This is a genomic window from Desmonostoc muscorum LEGE 12446 (assembly GCF_015207005.2).
Taxonomy (GTDB): Bacteria; Cyanobacteriota; Cyanobacteriia; order Cyanobacteriales; family Nostocaceae; genus Nostoc; species Nostoc muscorum.
The window spans coordinates 7597861-7615491 of record NZ_JADEXS020000001.1; the positions used below are offsets into that span (position 1 = coordinate 7597861).

The window sequence follows — 17631 nt, forward strand, 5'->3', positions numbered from 1 at the left end:
GTTGCTAGCTCTTTCTTGAATGCCTTCCTTGAGGTTACTAGCTCCTTCTTGAATGCCTTCCTTGAGGTTACCTACTCCCTTTTTAATACTTTCAGTGGGACTACTACCTCCCTTTGCCTGATTTTCTGCGTGATTTTGTAGCCGAGCTACGACATTGTAATCATCTGCACCAGGGGGAGTTTTTGATTCAATAATCCCTTCGGTAGGGCCGCCGATCGCCTTCCATGCCTCAAGACCACCTTTCAGTTGAGAAACATGCTCAAACCCAGTGGAACGAAGTTGTTGTGCAGCTTGGGCAGTTTCTTCTTCGTTAGCACCGTAAACATAAATATCACGGCTTTTATCCAAGGAAGCTGCTGCACGTTCTACCAACTCATCTATTGGCATGGGCATCGCTCCCATAATGTGACCTTCGTTGTAGGTTCTGCGATCGCGCACATCCAAGATTGTAAAAGCTGGTTCACCCCATTCCAAACGAGACTTGAGCGTATGAACATCAGATTGTGCTTGTATTGGTGGCTGTGGAGGAATGATGCCGCCTACTAAATTGTTATTCATAACTATTCCCTGCTGACGATATTAATAGCAATTTAACGAACAAAATATCTTTAATTGCTCTTTCCCTAGTATGAATATCTTTAAAGTCTCTCCTCAGATAGACTAATGATTTTTCCTAATTTCTACCAATTAATGAATTGCAAATCCAGCCAATTAAGACTATGGAAAGATAATACTTATTATTTTAAATAATTAATTTATTATCAGGTAATACACTTTAGCTAAACCTCAAACCATTCATGTATAGACGCGATTTATCGCGTCTGAAAGACCTGATGAATCAGAATTCAATATGAATTTTGTACTGTTGTTGATTATTAAGCCTGATTATCAAAATATTCGGAATTCTGGATTCTGAATTCTGAATCCTTAACAATTATGTATTTTTTCAATATCGGCGATCGCTAACAATAATGTGTCCTCAATCTTCTGCCGCACTATGGGAGTTACATCAGCAGCACTATTGAGACAATCTACCAGCAATTTATTTAGATCGTAATATTTTTGAAGCAATTCTTTTTGCTCTTCGTTGAACTCCCAATCGTAACCAATATTACGATACTTAATCAGGAAATATCTTAATTGTTTACCCCAAACTTTACCCTTAGTTTGCCACCACTCTCTGAATTTCTCCGGATTGCTGTCTATATCTGGCAGTTGTTTTTTGAGTTTTTGCAGGACTTCCTTCAATTTAGGAGCAATAACAAGCTCAACAGCTTCGTTAAAAGCAATAGCAAAGGCATGAGCATAATCAAGAGCATCGTTGAGGTTACGCTCAAAGGCAAAGTCAACGTCGTTGAAGCAGGCAATAGTACTAGACAGAAACTCATCAAGAGCAAGGTCAGAGTCAAAAGCTATGTTACCAACAAGGGCGTACTCAAGGTTATAACCAGAAGTATAGACCAAGGCGCGATGGCTATGGCAAAGGCTACGCTCAACACAAACCAAGTAAAAGGCACGAACGGCTGCTGCTTTGTGACGGGTAGAAACTGAACTGGATTTTTGATGCAACCAAGTTAAAAAATACTGTAATCTCTCATCACTAGCTACTAGCAAATCAATTTTTTGCTTCATTAACAGTAACATTTCATCAGCATTCGGCAACATATTAACACTTAGTAAAAATACCTCACGCCAGCGCTTTTCAGTCATGTGACTAACGAGATTATCCCAAGTTTTGGCTTGGCAATTTTCAACAATTTTTCTAGCAGTAAAATACTTTTGGAATGTTAAATGAGAAAATGAGTAAATTTCCTGGGATCTTTCCACTAATAATCCATGTTGAACTTCAATTGCTTTCAGCACTGCTTCGTTATCTAGCTGCAATTGAGTTGTGTGTGAGTTAATATCTGGCAAGCTATCCAGATACTCAGCAATCAATTCCAGGATTTTTTCTTTGGAAAAAAAGTAATTTTCTTGCTCAAAACTGATAGCTGCAAGTTGAAAAAGCAGTTTTTTCTTGATTTCCAAAGTCAAATTACTAGCAATGCGATCGCGTTTAATACCTCTAACTTCATCCCATCTGAAAAAGAGAATTTTCAATGCTTGCTCATATAACTTAGCTTGATTTAAGGGGAATTCATTTTTGACTTGGAACACCAAGCAAATCCAATGCAGCAGCAACGGAGTGACTGTCAATTCTCGAATATGCTGATTTTCGGGTAGATTTAGTTGATTAATAAATAAATTTCCTCTGGCTTCTCCATCTTCTTTAGACTTCAAAGCAACAGCGACAAACCATTTTTTGGCAAAAACTTCTACTTGCTCTTGGTCAAAATCTGCTAATTCAACTTCAGTAAATCCCTGAAACCTATATTTTTGGGCAGCAATTCGGCAGCTAATAACAAACTTATTTTTGTAAAAAACCTGAGTAAATCTACGAATCTCTATGATGATTTTTTCTGCATTTTCTATTGGTACTTCATCTAACCCATCTAGCAAAATCAGCAGTTTCCCATGAGTCAAAAGAGTTTTAGTTAATTCATTTTCAACACCGCAACTGATAAATTCTTGGCTAATATAGTCAAATAAATTAAATTCATCAATTTTAGTATCTTCAGCAAATTCTTTTACTCTAATAAAAGTTGCTATGCGGTATGGCTGAAACTGGCCTTTGTTACATTCAATAGCTAGATATTGTAAAAATAGAGTTTTACCTGACCCCGGCTTTCCCAGCACCATCAATTTTGGATGCCGCAACACAGTTTCTAATCCTGGTAATTTTTTCTCCCGCTTGTATGTTCTAAATTGGTGAAAATTTGACTCAGATTTGAAGTCTTTCAACCAGTCAGAAATTTCTCGCCATTGCAGGTTATTTATCTCCTCTAGGACATTAATATTAGTGTAAATTTCCATTAGTTGAACTGTCTGGGCAATGTCCAACATTTGTAGAATGTTGCACTGATTTTGGATTTTGTCTTGGCGCTTTTGCCGCACTTCCCGCACTAATATATCGAGGTCAGCATCTTTTAATTGCGCTTTAGCAGTTACCTCAAATATTACATCTTCAGGTAAACCAGCAACCTTTTGCCAAGATAGCCCTAGCTGTTGGCAAATTTGCACAAAACAAGAGCGAGAAACTGACTCACCAGCAAAAAATTTGGAAACTGGTTGGCGTGTAATACCTAAAGCTGCTGCTAATTTATGCTGACTCCAAGTTTTGTCTGTTAAAGCTGTTTTTGCTGCCCTTATACCTTCTGGTGATGCTCTGAGTCCTTGGCTTGTCATACTAATTCATAATTAAAACTCATTCATCAATGCAGTTAATTTTAAAAGATTGATTAGTGGATTTTTTCTATGTTTATCAATCCATTAACTTCCTCTGTCGAGAGATTACGAATTACTCAGGGTTTTACACTTCTCCAAGGGTATGAGGAATTAGTAATTATTCTGCTCATAGTCTCAAACTCAAACTTGTAGTATAGTATATGCTTAAGAAGATAACTACATGTAAATACACGTTGAGTCAATAATTTTCCCAGGTCTTCCTCAGTAGGTCATATCCCTTGGCTAGAGTACAGTTGAGTAGGTAATTTAAAATCTAGATTGGCTTGTGGCTTGGTTTGTGAGCCTTGATAAAAACCTAATTAATCAGGCAGTGTGTTCCTTCACAAAATTCTAGCGATCGCCGTTTTCTCTGATGTTTCTTTGAGTTATTTGTGGTGATGGAGATGATCTTTAATCGCACTTATCTTGCGTGTATCAAGTTCAATATAATACCATAAAAATTCAAGAATATACTAAAGTCATACAATACTTATACAATTTATAAGCATGACAATGGCTGAAGTTTTGATCAACTTCATGGAAAATTAACTGTAAACAAGTACTACAGTAGCGATCGTAGCCAGGAAAGATCAGCGTGAATATACATTCAAAACAAATACCTAAAGCAAAACTGGCACAACAGCCAATTGCCCAATCAACAATAGGCAGCATTATGACTACAGTTCTCCACACTACTCCGAAAATTCTCATCGTCGATGACGACTTCGGCGTCCGAAATCTCGTCTATCGTTTTTTAAGTCGGAACTATCAAATAGAATCGGCAGCAGATGGTAAAACTGCCTTATCATTGTTTGAACAATTCAACCCAGCCCTAGTGATTTTGGATTGGAATTTACCAGATGTTAATGGCTATAGCCTCTGCCAAGAAATGCAAAGTCGTACTAATGTTTTAGTGATGATACTGACTAGTAGGACTGACGAGGCTGATAAAATTAAAATCTTAGCTGCTGGTGCTGATGATTTCATGACTAAACCGTTCAGTCTTGCAGAAGTTGAAGTGAGGGTTGAAGCGCTTTTAAGGCGCATACGCTACATCAACCCCTCCCCGACACAACGTATCGTCTTCAAGCAGCTAGTAATTAACCCAGAAGGTAGAGAGGTCACACTTAACGATAAACCCCTGGCCTTAACAGCCCTCGAATTTAATATCTTACATTTTTTGGCAAGTCATGCTGGTCAGGCTTGGAGCCGTCCACAGCTAATTCAAAAAATCTGGGGTTGTGACTACGTAGGAGATGGACGAGTGGTTGATGTACACATTGGTCAACTTCGTAAGAAGATGGAAATCGATGCCAGTGTACCAGAGTTTATTAAAACTGTACGTGGCTATGGTTACAAGTTTGAAATACCTGACGAAAATACTAATTTATAAAAATTGGGCGTTGGGAGTCCTAAGTGACAAGTTAGGAATTAGGAGTTAAGAATTAATTATTCTCCTTGTCCCGTTGTCCCCTTGTCTCCCTCATCTCCCTCATCTCCCTCATCTCGCCCACTCCCGACTCCCTACTCTCAACTCCCTGTGTTATTGAAAAGATAGATTTAGCGTAGAAAGCTACTAACCAGCCACAACAAAATAAAAGTCAGCACTGTAGAGAACTGATTCGACCCCAGATTTATAAATGATATTTGTGGTAACAGCCAGCTAGCAAGTACACCTCCCGCAATTAAGCCAATTATTAAACTGACTAGGGTGAACAAAACTGCTCGGCCAAACTTGCCTTCCTTGCGATAGAAAAAGTAAATACCGATACTTACCCCAACCACCAATGCTAATTGTAAAACTTGGTCGCCTCCCTCTGGGTAAAACAGGCTAATAGCACTCAAGCCAAGATACCAAGCTCCTGGTAAGAGGATATCAGCAGGTGTTGGCTGGTCTAGCATTCGTTGTAGCCATGCAGGTGAATGCTCTCGAGGGGTTTGAGTTTCCTTAGGAGGGGATTGTACTCGCAACTCTGGAAACCGGATACGTTCGGGAACTTTGATTTTACCTTCCTGGCGCATCCGTAAGCGATCCATTAAAATCGCATCGTAAGCAGCTTCAATCACTTCTAGATGCTTGGCATCGCCACTATGTTGCTCGAATAGACGATTACGAGCATCCTGAATTTCATCGAAGGAAGCCTCTTCTGATACCCCAAGTTTTTCGTAGGGATTTTGATCGCTCATGGGAGTTTGTTACTTCAGCCTCAGTCAGCGGCAGTCTATGATGTGGGAGAAAAAACAAATTTAGGTTTTGTTTTAATCGAAACTATAATGTCTCGACCTATGTTTACGCTCTACCAGGATAGTAGCACGAGTTAGTTTGATCGACTTTGAGATTTAGACTATAGTCACTTTAACATATCGCCATAACTCCGTGTATACCCTCATGTCGTTGCTAAGTTCTGGCTCTAATCTAGAATTTGAACTGATAGTACCTAAAACGCATAGTTTTCATGAAAAAATTAATTTTCCTGTTTCAGGTTTGGCAATTTACTGTGCCCTAACAGAGCTTTTTTAATTATACTGATGATCGCTTGTGGTGTAGAACCACATGTCGATTTAAAATTGAAGCCTTTTAAAGTACCACATTTCTGGGATAAAAAGTATTTGAGTTTCAAAAATAGCTGTGGCTGAGGTTTGAGGGTCTGTCTGGTAGGCGTAAAATTCACAGTTACAAGACCTGCACTTAATGCAGGGCTGGCTATAGCTTTCCAGAAGTTCTCCCTTCTCATTGCCTAGAATCCTGATTACAGTATTAATTATTTGAATAATCAGGATTTTCATGCCGTAGCTATGTAGATTCTTAATAGCTCCCAAAGTGGCAACTGTGTTTTTACCCAACCTTCCTGTTAATCTTACGAATTTTTGTGAAAAGTGATGGTCATGGCTCCCGCCAAGGTTCTTGTAGTTGACGACGACCCTGCGGTTCGGAATTTAATCCAACGCTTTTTGATGAAGCAGAACTATCAGGTGGAGGCTGCCGAAGACGGAAAGACAGCCTTAACTCTATTTGAGCAATTTAACCCTGATTTGGTGATTCTAGATGTGAATCTACCAGATGTAATTGGGTTTAACCTCTGCCAAGAGATGCAAAGTCGTAATGGTGTTTTTGTTTTGATGCTGACTAGCCGTGCTGACGAAGCTGACAAAATTCGCGGTTTTTCTAAAGGTGCTGATGACTATCTCACCAAACCTTTTGGATTGGGAGAGTTAGAAGTCAGAGTAGGAGCGATTTTGAGGCGTCAGCGAGTTATAACTACTGCCGAGCAAAAACGCTTGGTATTTGAAAAACTGATGATCGATCCAGTGCGACGGGAGGTAGCACTTAATAACCAACCAGTACCCTTAACTGCTCTGGAATTTGACTTATTACATTTTTTAGCCAGTCATCCAGGTCGAGTTTGGCGGCGTGCAGAACTAATTCAAGAGGTGTGGGACTATGAATATGTCGGCGACCAGCGGGTTGTAGATGTACACATCGGTCAAATTCGCAAGAAGATTGAGATTGATGCTAGTCAGCCAGCATTAATTCAAACTGTACGCGGTGTAGGGTATAAGTTTGAATCTCCTGCTCACTCCCAACAGTTGGAAGCCAAGTCCTGAGTCTATAGTCTAGAGTTTTTTAACTCTTGACGAAACAATTTTGGATTTTAGATTTTGGATGAAATTTATTTTGGTTTCAGAGCCACCAAGAGGAACTGCCAAAGATTTAAGAGATTTGAGCAAACTGGTGTACCGTTCGTAGGGTAGCACAGCTAACTGTGCTACCCTACGTGTTTTGCATTTAAACGAGAAGCGCTACATGCCTGACAAGTAACCAACTGTCAGGTAATACTATAGGAATCCGATTTGATTTGGAGAATCACTCGTAGAGGTAAGGGACTGGGGATTGGGGACTGGGGACTGGGAAGAAGGAATAAAAGTGTACTGAGTTTTGTTCAAAAATCAAATATGAGTCCTATATTTTGAATTGTGAAAGAATTAGGGACTTCCAGTGAAAAAAACATCCCATCATAGGGGCGCACAGATGTGCGCCCCTACAAATGTACAAATAATTTGGGAGAATTTATTTTTTGGAAGTCCCTTAGTGGTAATGGCTTGTGGCGATTCATTTGTCGCAATAATTTTTCCAATTGGTATAACTTAGTCAAGTTTTGCTTTAATTCTAAATCTTGCGCTCTTACTAGATATTTTGGGCGATACAAGAAATTATGTAGACCTTTTTTTCGATCGCAATGTACTGTTGTTTTTGATTGTCATCTCACCCCACATAGACGATCGCTCAGTCTCAATATCCATGAATGGGGCACGGTTTGCCGTCCCCATCATATAGGGCATGAGCTAGAATAACGCCCTTCATACCAGTACCTATGTTGTTGGTGAATCGATGCAGGGCATTTTTACTTAGGAGTGATGAAACAAAGTTTCCAGATAGACTCGGGCAGCACGGCGATCGCTGTCTCCATTTTGCAGTAAAAACAATGATAGCGCCGCCGTCAATACTCTGTTTTCATCCCAATCAGGATGAGTTTCTAAGTAATTCTTTAAGGATTCGTGAAGTGATTCGGGAATTTCGGTAAAAATGCTAACCGTTGCTTTCATGAGATTTTCCTCCTATGAGGCCAATCAAGAGGGATAAGTTGCTTGTGGTGAAGGAGCTTTAGGCTATCTCACACAATCTTTCGCTTGCCCGACAATGTACGCTAACAACTCAGGTAATTTTACACAGTTGATGTCAACGGTTGAACGGACTAGAAAACCAAGCCGAATCATTGTGCGCCAAGAGGGGGTAGGTTTGTCAATGCTGCGAAATGTTAAAACCATTTGTATAAAAGATAAATCAGCACCAAATAATCAGGTTTTCAACTCAAATTTCGTTACTTTAGTTTACAAAAACTCAGTCCCCCAAGTTCCTAAGCACTGTTAATTAACAATCCCCAGTAGATAGCCAAAAGCCTATTAGCTCGTAGAACACCTGTGGAAAACTGTTAAAATCCCTGTGGAAACCCTGTGGAATTAGTGAGGAAAATTGCAGCCAATGATAAGAATTACAAAAATGTCACTAAACGATGACATTTAAGCTGATGAAATTAGCTTCCCAATCCTATTTATCCTCCTGGTTACCCTCGATACATCCCCAGGTATGGATTTTGGCGATTGGTAGATTTTTCTCGGAAGTTGGCACCGGCTTTACCCTGTTTTACGCCCCCATTTTTTTTGTCAACGAAGTAGGTTTATCTGCAACCGCCGTTGGCATAGCCTTGGCTAGCGCCTCGATTTCCGGCATTGTAGGGCGGGTTGTGGGTGGTTCTTTGGCTGATTCTGTTAAGTGGGGACGCCGCCGCACTTTGTTGCTGGCCACGGCGATTTTAGCAATTGCTTCTTTAGTTTTTGCTGCAACCAATAATTTCACTATTTTGGTAATCGCTAGCTTGATTCACGGCTTAGGGATAGGTTTCTATTGGCCGGCTGTTGAAGCTGTTATTGCTGACGCAAGCGTTATTGAGAATCGCCGCGAAACTTTTGCCATTACCCGATTAGCAGATAATCTGGGTTTAGCGATCGGAATTACGCTCGCAGGATTTTTGATAGCAGTAATTGGGAGTTATCGTTGGCTATTTATTATTGATGCCATCTCTTTTCTAGTGTTTTTTGGCGTTATCTATGCGGGAATTGGTGAAACTGACAAACAAGAAATCGAGCATGAAAAAACACAATATTTTACTTCTTGGATGGCAGTATTTAGAGATGGTCGTTTCCTGGTCTACATCATAGCTAATATCTTTTTTACAATTTACATTTCCCAGATACATAGTATCCTGCCGCTTTACTTCAAAAACTTTGTCATCGAAAGTACTGACAAAGGATTTGCTGAAACGATCATTAGCAGAATATTTGCTTGGCACCTGGTGGTAGCTATCATCTGTCAGCTGCCTGTTACTAGCGCCTTAAAACGTTGCTCCCACACACTTGCACTTACCGTTTCCGCTATTCTTTGGGCAATTGGTTTTAGCCTGATTTGGGTAAGCGGCACTGCTGCATCTCATAATTTGGTTTGGGCAACATTGGCATTGGGAGTATTTGCTGTGGCGATTGTTTCTTATACCCCATCCGCTGGGTCTTTAGTTGCTGAGTTAGCCCCGCAAAATCAACGCGGTGTTTATTTTTCTATCAACGCTTTGTGCTGGGCTGTTGGTTCTTTTATTGGTCATCCTTTAGGTGGATGGGCGTTAGACCAATCACGAATCATTGCCGATCGCTTTTGGTTAGGCTTTTCTTTAAGCGTGGCGATCGCTGTGGCAATTTTACAGTACCTGAATCGAATTTTAGCTGATTCCAAGCCGGAATTTCGCCAGGATTAACATGACTTGTTTTCCTCTATCGGCGACGTTCTTGGAGCTTACGATACACCGATTTCAAATCAACTTGATGATGAGCTAGGGCGACCAAAGTATGATATAGCAAATCAGCCACCTCACCAGCGATCGCCTCTGGTTCATCATCCTTAAAAGCCATTACCACCTCAGCGGTTTCCTCACCGATCTTTTTTAAGATTTTATTATCGCCACCTGCTAATAACTTGCAGGTATAAGAACTTTCAATTGGATTGTCGCGGCGATCGCATATTGTTTGAAATAATTGTGACAATGTATCCCCTGGTGGAGGAGCTATTTTGCCTTCTATTTGGTGAAAGCAACTCCGTTCTCCTGTGTGGCAAGCAATATCTCCTACTTGCTCCACCCCAACGAGCAACGCATCACTATCACAGTCATAACGGATACTCCGCACTTTTTGGATATGCCCAGAAGTCGCTCCCTTATGCCAGAACTCTTGGCGAGAACGACTCCAAAACCAGGTTTCTTGTGTTTCCAAAGTCTTTTGTAACGACTCCTGATTCATCCACGCCATCATCAGGACAGTGCCATCAAGATAATCTTGGACAATTGCAGGCACTAGACCCCGTTCATCGTAGCGAATTTCCTCAACAGGAATGGCGTAATGTAGGGAATGCGAATCGTTAGAATACATACCAGCTAGTCTGCTCTAATGAGAATAATTCATGGATTCACGATACCATTCTAAATAGGGCAGGTGGTATGTTTTTTTGAATTCAGCTATTTTAATTTAGCTCTAAACAACAGCATTTCGTTCCATAGCAGAGTGCATCTTTACAGCACTCAAGGCGACTCGATGAGCTTTTGAAGCTTCACCATACCAATGAATCGCCGAGTTAAAAGCTGCCCGGTATAGATCCTGGTATGCCTCAGATAATCGAGTCCGAACATCTAAAGGTAAGTCTTCATTAGACTTGTATAACATATTGTTATTTTCTTGGTTCCGCTAATTTTATACGATAGAAGTTCTAAGCAGCTTTTGACCCTATCCTAAGATAGAGCTTTTTATTGCCCACTGTTAGGAGAGAACCTTGGTAAATACCCCGATTAAAACAACAAAATCACAAGAAGTCTTTGCCGCTGCTCAAAACCTGATGCCAGGAGGAGTCAGTTCTCCAGTTCGTGCTTTTAAATCTGTAGGCGGACAACCCATCGTTTTTGATCGCGTTAAAGACGCGTATATTTGGGATGTAGATGGTAACCAATACATAGACTATGTAGGCACCTGGGGCCCGGCTATTTGCGGTCATGCTCATCCGGAAGTCATTGCAGCGTTGCGTGAAGCCCTGGACAAAGGTACCAGTTTCGGTGCCCCTTCAGTATTAGAAAATGTCTTAGCAGAAATGGTCATCGATGCGGTGCCGAGCATCGAAATGGTTAGATTTGTTAACTCTGGAACTGAAGCCTGCATGGGAGTTTTGCGGGTGATGCGGGCTTTCACCAACCGAGAAAAAATCATCAAGTTTGAAGGCTGCTACCACGGACACGCCGATTCATTTTTAGTGAAGGCGGGTTCTGGTGTGGCTACACTTGGTTTACCAGACTCGCCAGGAGTACCCAAATCTGCAACTAGCGGCACTCTAACGGCGCCTTACAATGACCTAGAAGCCGTCAAAGCCTTGTTTGAAGAAAACAAGGATGAAATTGCTGGTGTCATTCTTGAGCCAGTGGTCGGCAATGCTGGGTTTATTGCGCCTGATGCTGGTTTCCTCGAAGGATTACGTGAACTTACTCACGAGTATGGGGCGTTATTGGTGTTTGACGAAGTAATGACGGGCTTCCGCATTGCTTACGGTGGCGCTCAAGAAAAGTTTGGCATCACTCCCGATTTAACAACTTTGGGCAAGGTGATTGGCGGTGGTTTGCCAGTAGGAGCCTATGGCGGTCGTCGGGATATCATGTCATTGGTTGCCCCTGCTGGCCCCGTATATCAAGCCGGGACTCTTTCAGGTAATCCCTTAGCGATGACTGCTGGGATTAAGACTTTAGAATTGCTGCAAAAGCCTGGTACTTACGAGTATCTTGACCGGATTACTAAGAAGCTAGCAGATGGTTTGCTAGAAGTAGCCAAAGAAACTGGTCATGCGGTTTGCGGTGGTCAAATCAGCGCTATGTTTGGCTTATTCTTTACCTCTGGTCCAGTTCACAACTACGAAGATGCGAAAAAGTCCGATACAGCCAAATTCGGACGCTTCCATCGTGGTATGTTAGAGCGCGGTATTTACTTAGCACCTTCTCAATTTGAGGCTGGGTTTACGTCTTTGGCTCACACCGAACAAGATATTGACCAGACTTTAGCAGCTGCAAGGGATGTACTGTCTAATTTATAAACAGGAGTCAGAATTAAGAATTTAGAATTCAGAATACTCCAAGCATAAACATTATGAGGCCTTAGCGGAGCCTTCAAAAGCTCCGCTCCTGAGTTCTGAATTCTTCTTGAGAAAAAGGCGTGTATCATCGCATCTTTAAAAGCAATGGGATGATATACGCCTTTTTAAGCCGTTAACTGTTGACAGCTAACAGTCAACAGTCAACAGTTAACAAAAACTACAAATCAGGAGGCAAAATCACATTATCAATGGCGTGGATTACACCATTGCTAGCAGTGATGTCAGCCTGAGTCACTTTAGCATCATTGACAGTCACACCATTAGCAGGATCAACTTTAACGTTGATTGCGCCACCTTCAAGGCTTTTAACTTCACCAGACTTCAAATCAGTAGACAATACCTTTCCAGGCACCACATGGTAAGTTAACAGCTTGAGCAACACTTCTTTGTTCTCTGGCTTCAACAAATCTCGCACGGCATCTGCTGGTAATTTGGCAAAGGCTGCATCTGTGGGTGCGAAAATCGTCAAGTTATCGGTGCCTTGCAAAGCTTCAGTCAATCCTGCTGCTTTCAAAGCCTTGGTTAAGGTTGTAAAAGAAGCGTTTGATTCTGCCAAGGCTAACAAATTTTTGCCTTGAGTTTCACTTGTACCAGGAGGTGTATCAGGTGTACTGGGTTGAGTTTCAGGGGTAGGCGGTGGGGTGACTTCACCAGGTGTGGCACTACCACCACGGTTGTACGGAGGCTCGTTAAAAATACTTGGTCTGGGATTTAACACCCCACCCCCACTGCTCTGGGCTAGTTGTTGGCGTTTGGTATTGCCCTTTTCTATTTCTGAAACAGCCTTAGCAGGTGTGTACTGAGCGTTTCCTTGAAGGCGTTGACCTCGGTTATAGGTGGCTTCGTTGAAAATACTGGGGTTAGGATTTAATACCTCTTTGGCATCAGATGGTAAAGTAATGAGAAGGCTGAAACTACTCAATCCTGCTATGCCTGCCAAGGTAGTCAGCAATTTGCTGTAATTTGTCTTCATAAATTTTGTTTGTTTTTTTGTTCACAGGTTACATAAAGATTTATAACATTTTGCTACGCACAAAATCTAACATCAGAGGGAAGTCAGATTTTCTGGGGAAATACTTTGTAATGGTGAGGTTAAATATCAAACTTTGCTTAGAGATGATAAGTATTAAATATATCTAGCATATATTTAATATAAATTCAGCAGATTTTCTTCTTAACACTAGAAGGAGTTCAAAAGCCTCTTTTGGTGTAGTGTAAATTCTCAAAAAGTATGAAAATTTCACATTTGCAAGCGATCGCTAACGATAACATCTGACAATTGACATCCAATATTTTTAGGTAATTTATGGTCAGTGAAAAAATTACGTTAAGAAAAGAGCGATCGCCAAAAATCGTGTAGCTTATGATACTTTGTATACCACGTTCCTTTAACCAGCAGAGATAATATATTGTTGCTGTATATTCAGCATTTAGTAAATGCATAGTTGAACTTCTCAGTTAAATAGAGTATTTGACTGTTTTGGTTCAAGAAATTGTGTAGCGATCGCCTTGAACGAAGGTTAAATTTGCTATGCGAACAAGAAAGACAGGTATGCAGAAAATTGTCGCTATTAGTGCTTAAAAGTTTTTTAAATTTAGAAATTGGACAAGTTTATGGTTGTATCAAAAAAGCTTTTTGCCCATCTTAACATTCACCGTCAAGTTTCCGTTATTGCTTGCACTATTGCTACTGTAATCCTTGGTGTTGAATTTAGTCTCACGGGGCAATCAGCCGATGCTCAGGTTGCCGCTCTCAATTGTGTAGGGACAGAGAATGTTACTTACAGTCCCCCTCTGACATTAAATCCCAAGCCAACTAATATCAACATAAACGGTCAATTTCAGATATGCAATGGTGATGCTCAAATTATTGGAGGATACTACAGTAATATCATTCAATCTCCTAATTCATCATGTGTTCAACTAACTTCATCTCCCGCCAATTTTACATATTTTTGGAGTGATGGGACAACGAGTATTGTATCTTTCGGTACTGAAGTCGTAACCGGAGGTGTAGGTGTTATAAGTGTAACATCTCCTGGATATGTTACTTCTGGACGCTATCAAGGTAGCCAGGTAGTAAAAACTCTTACTCTTGTCGCATCACAATTAACAGGATGTGTAACTACTGGTGTTGCTCAATCCAGCGGTCTGGTAACACTGACTTTTGCACATTTATAAAGATTTTAGAAGGCTTGCTCTGAAGAGAGTTCCAAAAAATAAAATCTAACTCTGTATGAGAATAATAATTATTCTTATATTGAGAAATGAAGTGAGAGGCTGGTGTTAGCAGCCTCTCACTTCAGAAGTATTAAAAATAACTCTCACCTGAGAATTCTCATTTATAAGTTAGCGATCGCTATCCTTTTTTATAAGGGTGGCTTTGCTGTATACACTAAAATTAGTTTATTCATATACAGCAAATTAATTTATTTAATTATTTGATATCTATATTTTAATAAATTATATATTTTTGCTAAAAATCAAGCAATTAGTGAAATAGACAACTAAGTAACAACTTCTTTCCTGCTCAAAGAATACCTAAATTTTTTTTAATAAACCGTAAAGAATACAAAGCAAGAGATAACTAATGTTATGGCAGGAAAGGAGTAATACCAATAAAATTTACTTAAACTAAAGATACAATTGTAAAGTTAAGAAGTTAGTCAGTAGTTATAAGGTATACAACATGCTTGAATTATACCAATGGGAACTATCTCAATACTCAGAGAAAGTGCGGCTAATTTTAGATTTTAAAGGACTAGATTACCGCAAAATAGAGGTTACGCCTGGGATTGGACAGGTAGAACTGTTCCGGCTGACTGGTCAAAGACAAGTTCCAATATTAAAGGATGGTAATAAATATATTGTAGATTCTACGGATATTGCTAAGTATTTAGACTTAAAGTATCCCGATCGCCCTTTAATACCACAAGATGCCAAAAAACGAGGTTTAACTTTATTAATAGAAGAATGGGCGGATGAGTCCATTGGTATTAAAGGTCGCAAAGCACTGTTTGCGGCAATAAGTCAAGATCAAAATTTCCGCAAGTCTTTATTACCCACCTCAACACCAGATATATTTAAAAGTCTAGTTGAAGGAGTACCCAGCGACTTGCTGACCCTGTTCGGTATTGGGGTAGGTTATAGTCCAGAGGTAATACAGTCAGCGATCGCATCCTTGAAACAAGACTTGGAAGCCTTAACATTATTATTGGCGGATAGTCCTTATTTAACAGGTGATGAGCCGACTTTAGCTGACTTAGCAGTGGCGGGTTTATCGATATTGCTGAAGTTCCCCGATGGTCCGTATCTAGATTTACCAGCATCTATCAGAGGTAAAGGACTGCCAATATTAGCCGATAATCCTGATTATGAAGCATTTTTTAGTTGGCGCGATCGCCTTTACGCCCAATTTCGCAAGCCCTTAATTAGTAGCACTCCACCATCGGGAAGTGCGCCAACTTCGATTCAGATTGATTAGGGAATGGGGAGTGGGGAGTGGGAGACGCGGGGAATGACAAATGACTAATGACAAATGACTAATGACAAATCAGATGAATTCGGGACAGCCATTAGGTTCGGTTATTCAAGGTTCTCTGACTGAAGGGTTAGAAGTGCGATTGCATCCTGACATTTCTGTGGAAGATATGCGGGTGGGTAAATTCCTCGTTGTCCAAGGGATGCGATCGCGTTTTTTTTGTATGCTGACAGATGTGGCACTAGGAGCTGCTAATGCCCGAATTATTGCTAATCCCCCTAGTTGGGAAGACACTTTTTTACGAGATGTTTTAGCGGGAAGCGGTACATACGGTATGATTAACCTCGCACCGATGTTGATGTTCACTCCCGAATCTGAAGAATCTTTTTCCCCCACAAATGGCAAATCGGCAAATCCTTTCCTGCCATCGGCGACGGGTTTGGCTTCATTTGTGCCACAAACCAGCACGACGATGGAATTATTGCCTGTTAAAACTATTCCTAGCCACTTTAGTCAAGTTTACGAAGCCAGCGTTGATGATTTTCGCCGGGTGTTTGGTTGGGAAGATGATCCCCAAAGGCGAAATTTCTCCATCGGCAAACCTTTGGACATGGATGTGCCAGTTTGCATTGATTTGAATCGCTTCGTAGAACGTAGCAATGGGGTTTTTGGCAAATCTGGTACTGGTAAATCATTTTTAACGCGTTTACTTTTAGCCGGGGTTATCCGTAAAAGTGCGGCAGTCAATTTGATTTTTGATATGCATTCCGAGTATGGCTGGGAAGCTGTTGCAGAAGGTAAAAATGTCAATACCGTTAAAGGCTTAAAGCAATTATTTCCCAGTAAAGTTGAAGTTTACACCCTCGATCCGGAATCGACAAAGCGCCGGGGTGTACGTGATGCTCAAGAACTTTATCTGAGTTATGAGCAAATTGAAGTTGAAGATATTAAGTTATGTAGCCGAGATTTAGGACTTTCTGACGCAGCTTTGGATAACGCCAATATTCTGTATAGCGAATTTGGCAAGTCTTGGATTGTCCAGTTGTTAAATATGAGTAACGAAGAAATCGAGATGTTCTGCGACGAGAAGCGCGGACACAAAGGCTCGATTATGGCATTGCAGCGCAAACTCTTGCGGATGGACAGTTTGAAGTATATGCGAGCGGTTTGCCCGCAAAATTATATTAGTAAAATTGTGCAATGTCTGGAATCTGGGAAGAATGTTGTGATAGAATTTGGTTCCCAGTCTAATATGCTCTCTTATATGTTGGTGACTAATATGATCACCAGACGTATCCACGAGCATTACGTTAAGAAGGCAGACAAATTTCTGCAAAGCAAAAATCCTAGCGATCGCCCGACGCCATTGATGATTACCATTGAAGAAGCACACCGTTTCCTAGACCCGGCAGTTGTACAAAGTACTATATTTGGAACTATTGCACGGGAGTTGCGGAAGTATTTTGTCACACTTTTGGTAGTTGATCAACGCCCGTCGGGAATAGATAATGAAGTTATGTCCCAAATTGGGACTCGCATTACCGCTCTACTGAACGATGAAAAAGACATTGACGCGATTTTTACGGGTGTATCTGGTGGTGGCGGACTGCGATCTGTGTTGGCAAAGTTAGACTCTAAGCAACAAGCCTTAATTTTGGGTCACGCTGTTCCTATGCCAGTAGTGGTGCGTACCCGTCCTTACGACGCAGCTTTCTACGAAGAAATTGGTGACCCAGCCTGGGAAGAAAAACCTGACGCAGAAGTATTCGCCGCTGCTGAACTAGCGAAAGCTGACTTGGGATTTTAGTCATGGGGGATGGGGAGATGAGGGAGATGAGGGGGATGAGGGAGTGAGGGAGCAGGGGAGCAGGGGAGCAGAGGAGAGTTCAATGTGCCTTGTTCTTTCCCCTCTGCCCCTCTGCCTCTTCCAATGCTCCATGCCCAATCCCCAGTCCCCAATCCCCAGTCCCCAATCCCCAGTCCCCAATCCCCAGTCCCCAATCCCCAATCCCCAATTCGTACCATCCCTCCATTCCTA

General features: G+C 41.1%; 13 protein-coding genes and 1 pseudogene. 7 read left to right on the forward strand and 7 right to left on the reverse strand.

Annotated features, from left to right (window positions below; genetic code table 11):
- Positions 1-111: 111 nt before the first annotated feature.
- Together IQ276_RS31275 and IQ276_RS31280 are read right to left on the reverse strand one after the other, a co-directional pair.
- A pseudogene (locus IQ276_RS31275) lies at positions 112-558 on the reverse strand (rhodanese-like domain-containing protein); the annotation flags it as partial.
- 369 nt (positions 559-927) lie between these two features.
- A complete protein-coding gene (locus IQ276_RS31280) occupies positions 928-3285 on the reverse strand; it encodes an NACHT domain-containing protein (protein WP_235116134.1) in 2358 nt (785 codons plus the stop codon).
- Between the two features lie 712 nt (positions 3286-3997).
- On the opposite strand from IQ276_RS31280, the gene IQ276_RS31285 reads away from it, so the two are divergent.
- Complete coding sequence (locus tag IQ276_RS31285) at positions 3998-4717, forward strand: response regulator transcription factor (protein ID WP_235116358.1); 720 nt, start codon at positions 3998-4000, stop codon at positions 4715-4717.
- A gap of 167 nt (positions 4718-4884) precedes the next feature.
- Here IQ276_RS31285 and IQ276_RS31290 read toward each other — a convergent pair whose 3' ends face one another.
- Positions 4885-5511, reverse strand: a complete 627-nt coding sequence (locus IQ276_RS31290) for a CPP1-like family protein (protein WP_190880811.1) — start codon at positions 5509-5511, stop codon at positions 4885-4887.
- A gap of 699 nt (positions 5512-6210) precedes the next feature.
- On the opposite strand from IQ276_RS31290, the gene IQ276_RS31295 reads away from it, so the two are divergent.
- Positions 6211-6930: a response regulator transcription factor gene (locus IQ276_RS31295; RefSeq protein ID WP_073640949.1), complete on the forward strand. Its 720-nt coding sequence runs from the start codon at positions 6211-6213 to the stop codon at positions 6928-6930.
- Between the two features lie 801 nt (positions 6931-7731).
- Here IQ276_RS31295 and IQ276_RS31300 read toward each other — a convergent pair.
- A complete protein-coding gene (locus IQ276_RS31300) occupies positions 7732-7929 on the reverse strand; it encodes a DUF2811 domain-containing protein (RefSeq protein WP_096539662.1) in 198 nt (65 codons plus the stop codon).
- A gap of 467 nt (positions 7930-8396) precedes the next feature.
- Here IQ276_RS31300 and IQ276_RS31305 point away from each other — a divergent pair, with 467 nt between their 5' ends.
- Complete coding sequence (locus tag IQ276_RS31305; RefSeq protein WP_193919817.1) at positions 8397-9689, forward strand: MDR family MFS transporter; 1293 nt, start codon at positions 8397-8399, stop codon at positions 9687-9689.
- Between the two features lie 16 nt (positions 9690-9705).
- On the opposite strand, the gene hisIE is transcribed toward IQ276_RS31305, so the two are convergent.
- The gene (gene hisIE / locus IQ276_RS31310) at positions 9706-10356 is read right to left on the reverse strand and encodes a bifunctional phosphoribosyl-AMP cyclohydrolase/phosphoribosyl-ATP diphosphatase HisIE (RefSeq protein ID WP_190880819.1); all 651 of its coding nucleotides are present in this window, start codon (positions 10354-10356) and stop codon (positions 9706-9708) included.
- Positions 10357-10458: 102 nt separating this feature from the next.
- Positions 10459-10647 (reverse strand): ChaB family protein, encoded by a 189-nt coding sequence (locus IQ276_RS31315; protein WP_193919819.1) that lies wholly within the window; start codon positions 10645-10647, stop codon positions 10459-10461.
- 106 nt (positions 10648-10753) lie between these two features.
- On the opposite strand from IQ276_RS31315, the gene hemL reads away from it, so the two are divergent.
- Positions 10754-12052 (forward strand): glutamate-1-semialdehyde 2,1-aminomutase, encoded by a 1299-nt coding sequence (gene hemL / locus IQ276_RS31320; protein ID WP_193919821.1) that lies wholly within the window; start codon positions 10754-10756, stop codon positions 12050-12052.
- A 217-nt stretch (positions 12053-12269) separates the two neighbouring features.
- On the opposite strand, the gene IQ276_RS31325 is transcribed toward hemL, so the two are convergent.
- The gene (locus tag IQ276_RS31325; RefSeq protein ID WP_193919823.1) at positions 12270-13085 is read right to left on the reverse strand and encodes a fasciclin domain-containing protein; all 816 of its coding nucleotides are present in this window, start codon (positions 13083-13085) and stop codon (positions 12270-12272) included.
- A 641-nt stretch (positions 13086-13726) separates the two neighbouring features.
- Here IQ276_RS31325 and IQ276_RS31330 point away from each other — a divergent pair.
- The 3 genes from IQ276_RS31330 (at position 13727) to IQ276_RS31340 (ending at position 17400) form a co-directional block, all read left to right on the forward strand.
- Entirely contained in the window at positions 13727-14293 is a 567-nt protein-coding gene (locus IQ276_RS31330) for a hypothetical protein (RefSeq protein ID WP_193919825.1), read from the forward strand.
- A 508-nt stretch (positions 14294-14801) separates the two neighbouring features.
- Positions 14802-15596, forward strand: coding sequence for a glutathione S-transferase family protein (locus IQ276_RS31335; protein WP_193919827.1), 795 nt, complete (start codon positions 14802-14804; stop codon positions 15594-15596).
- 73 nt (positions 15597-15669) lie between these two features.
- Positions 15670-17400 (forward strand): helicase HerA domain-containing protein, encoded by a 1731-nt coding sequence (locus IQ276_RS31340; protein ID WP_190880895.1) that lies wholly within the window; start codon positions 15670-15672, stop codon positions 17398-17400.
- Positions 17401-17631: the final 231 nt, after the last annotated feature.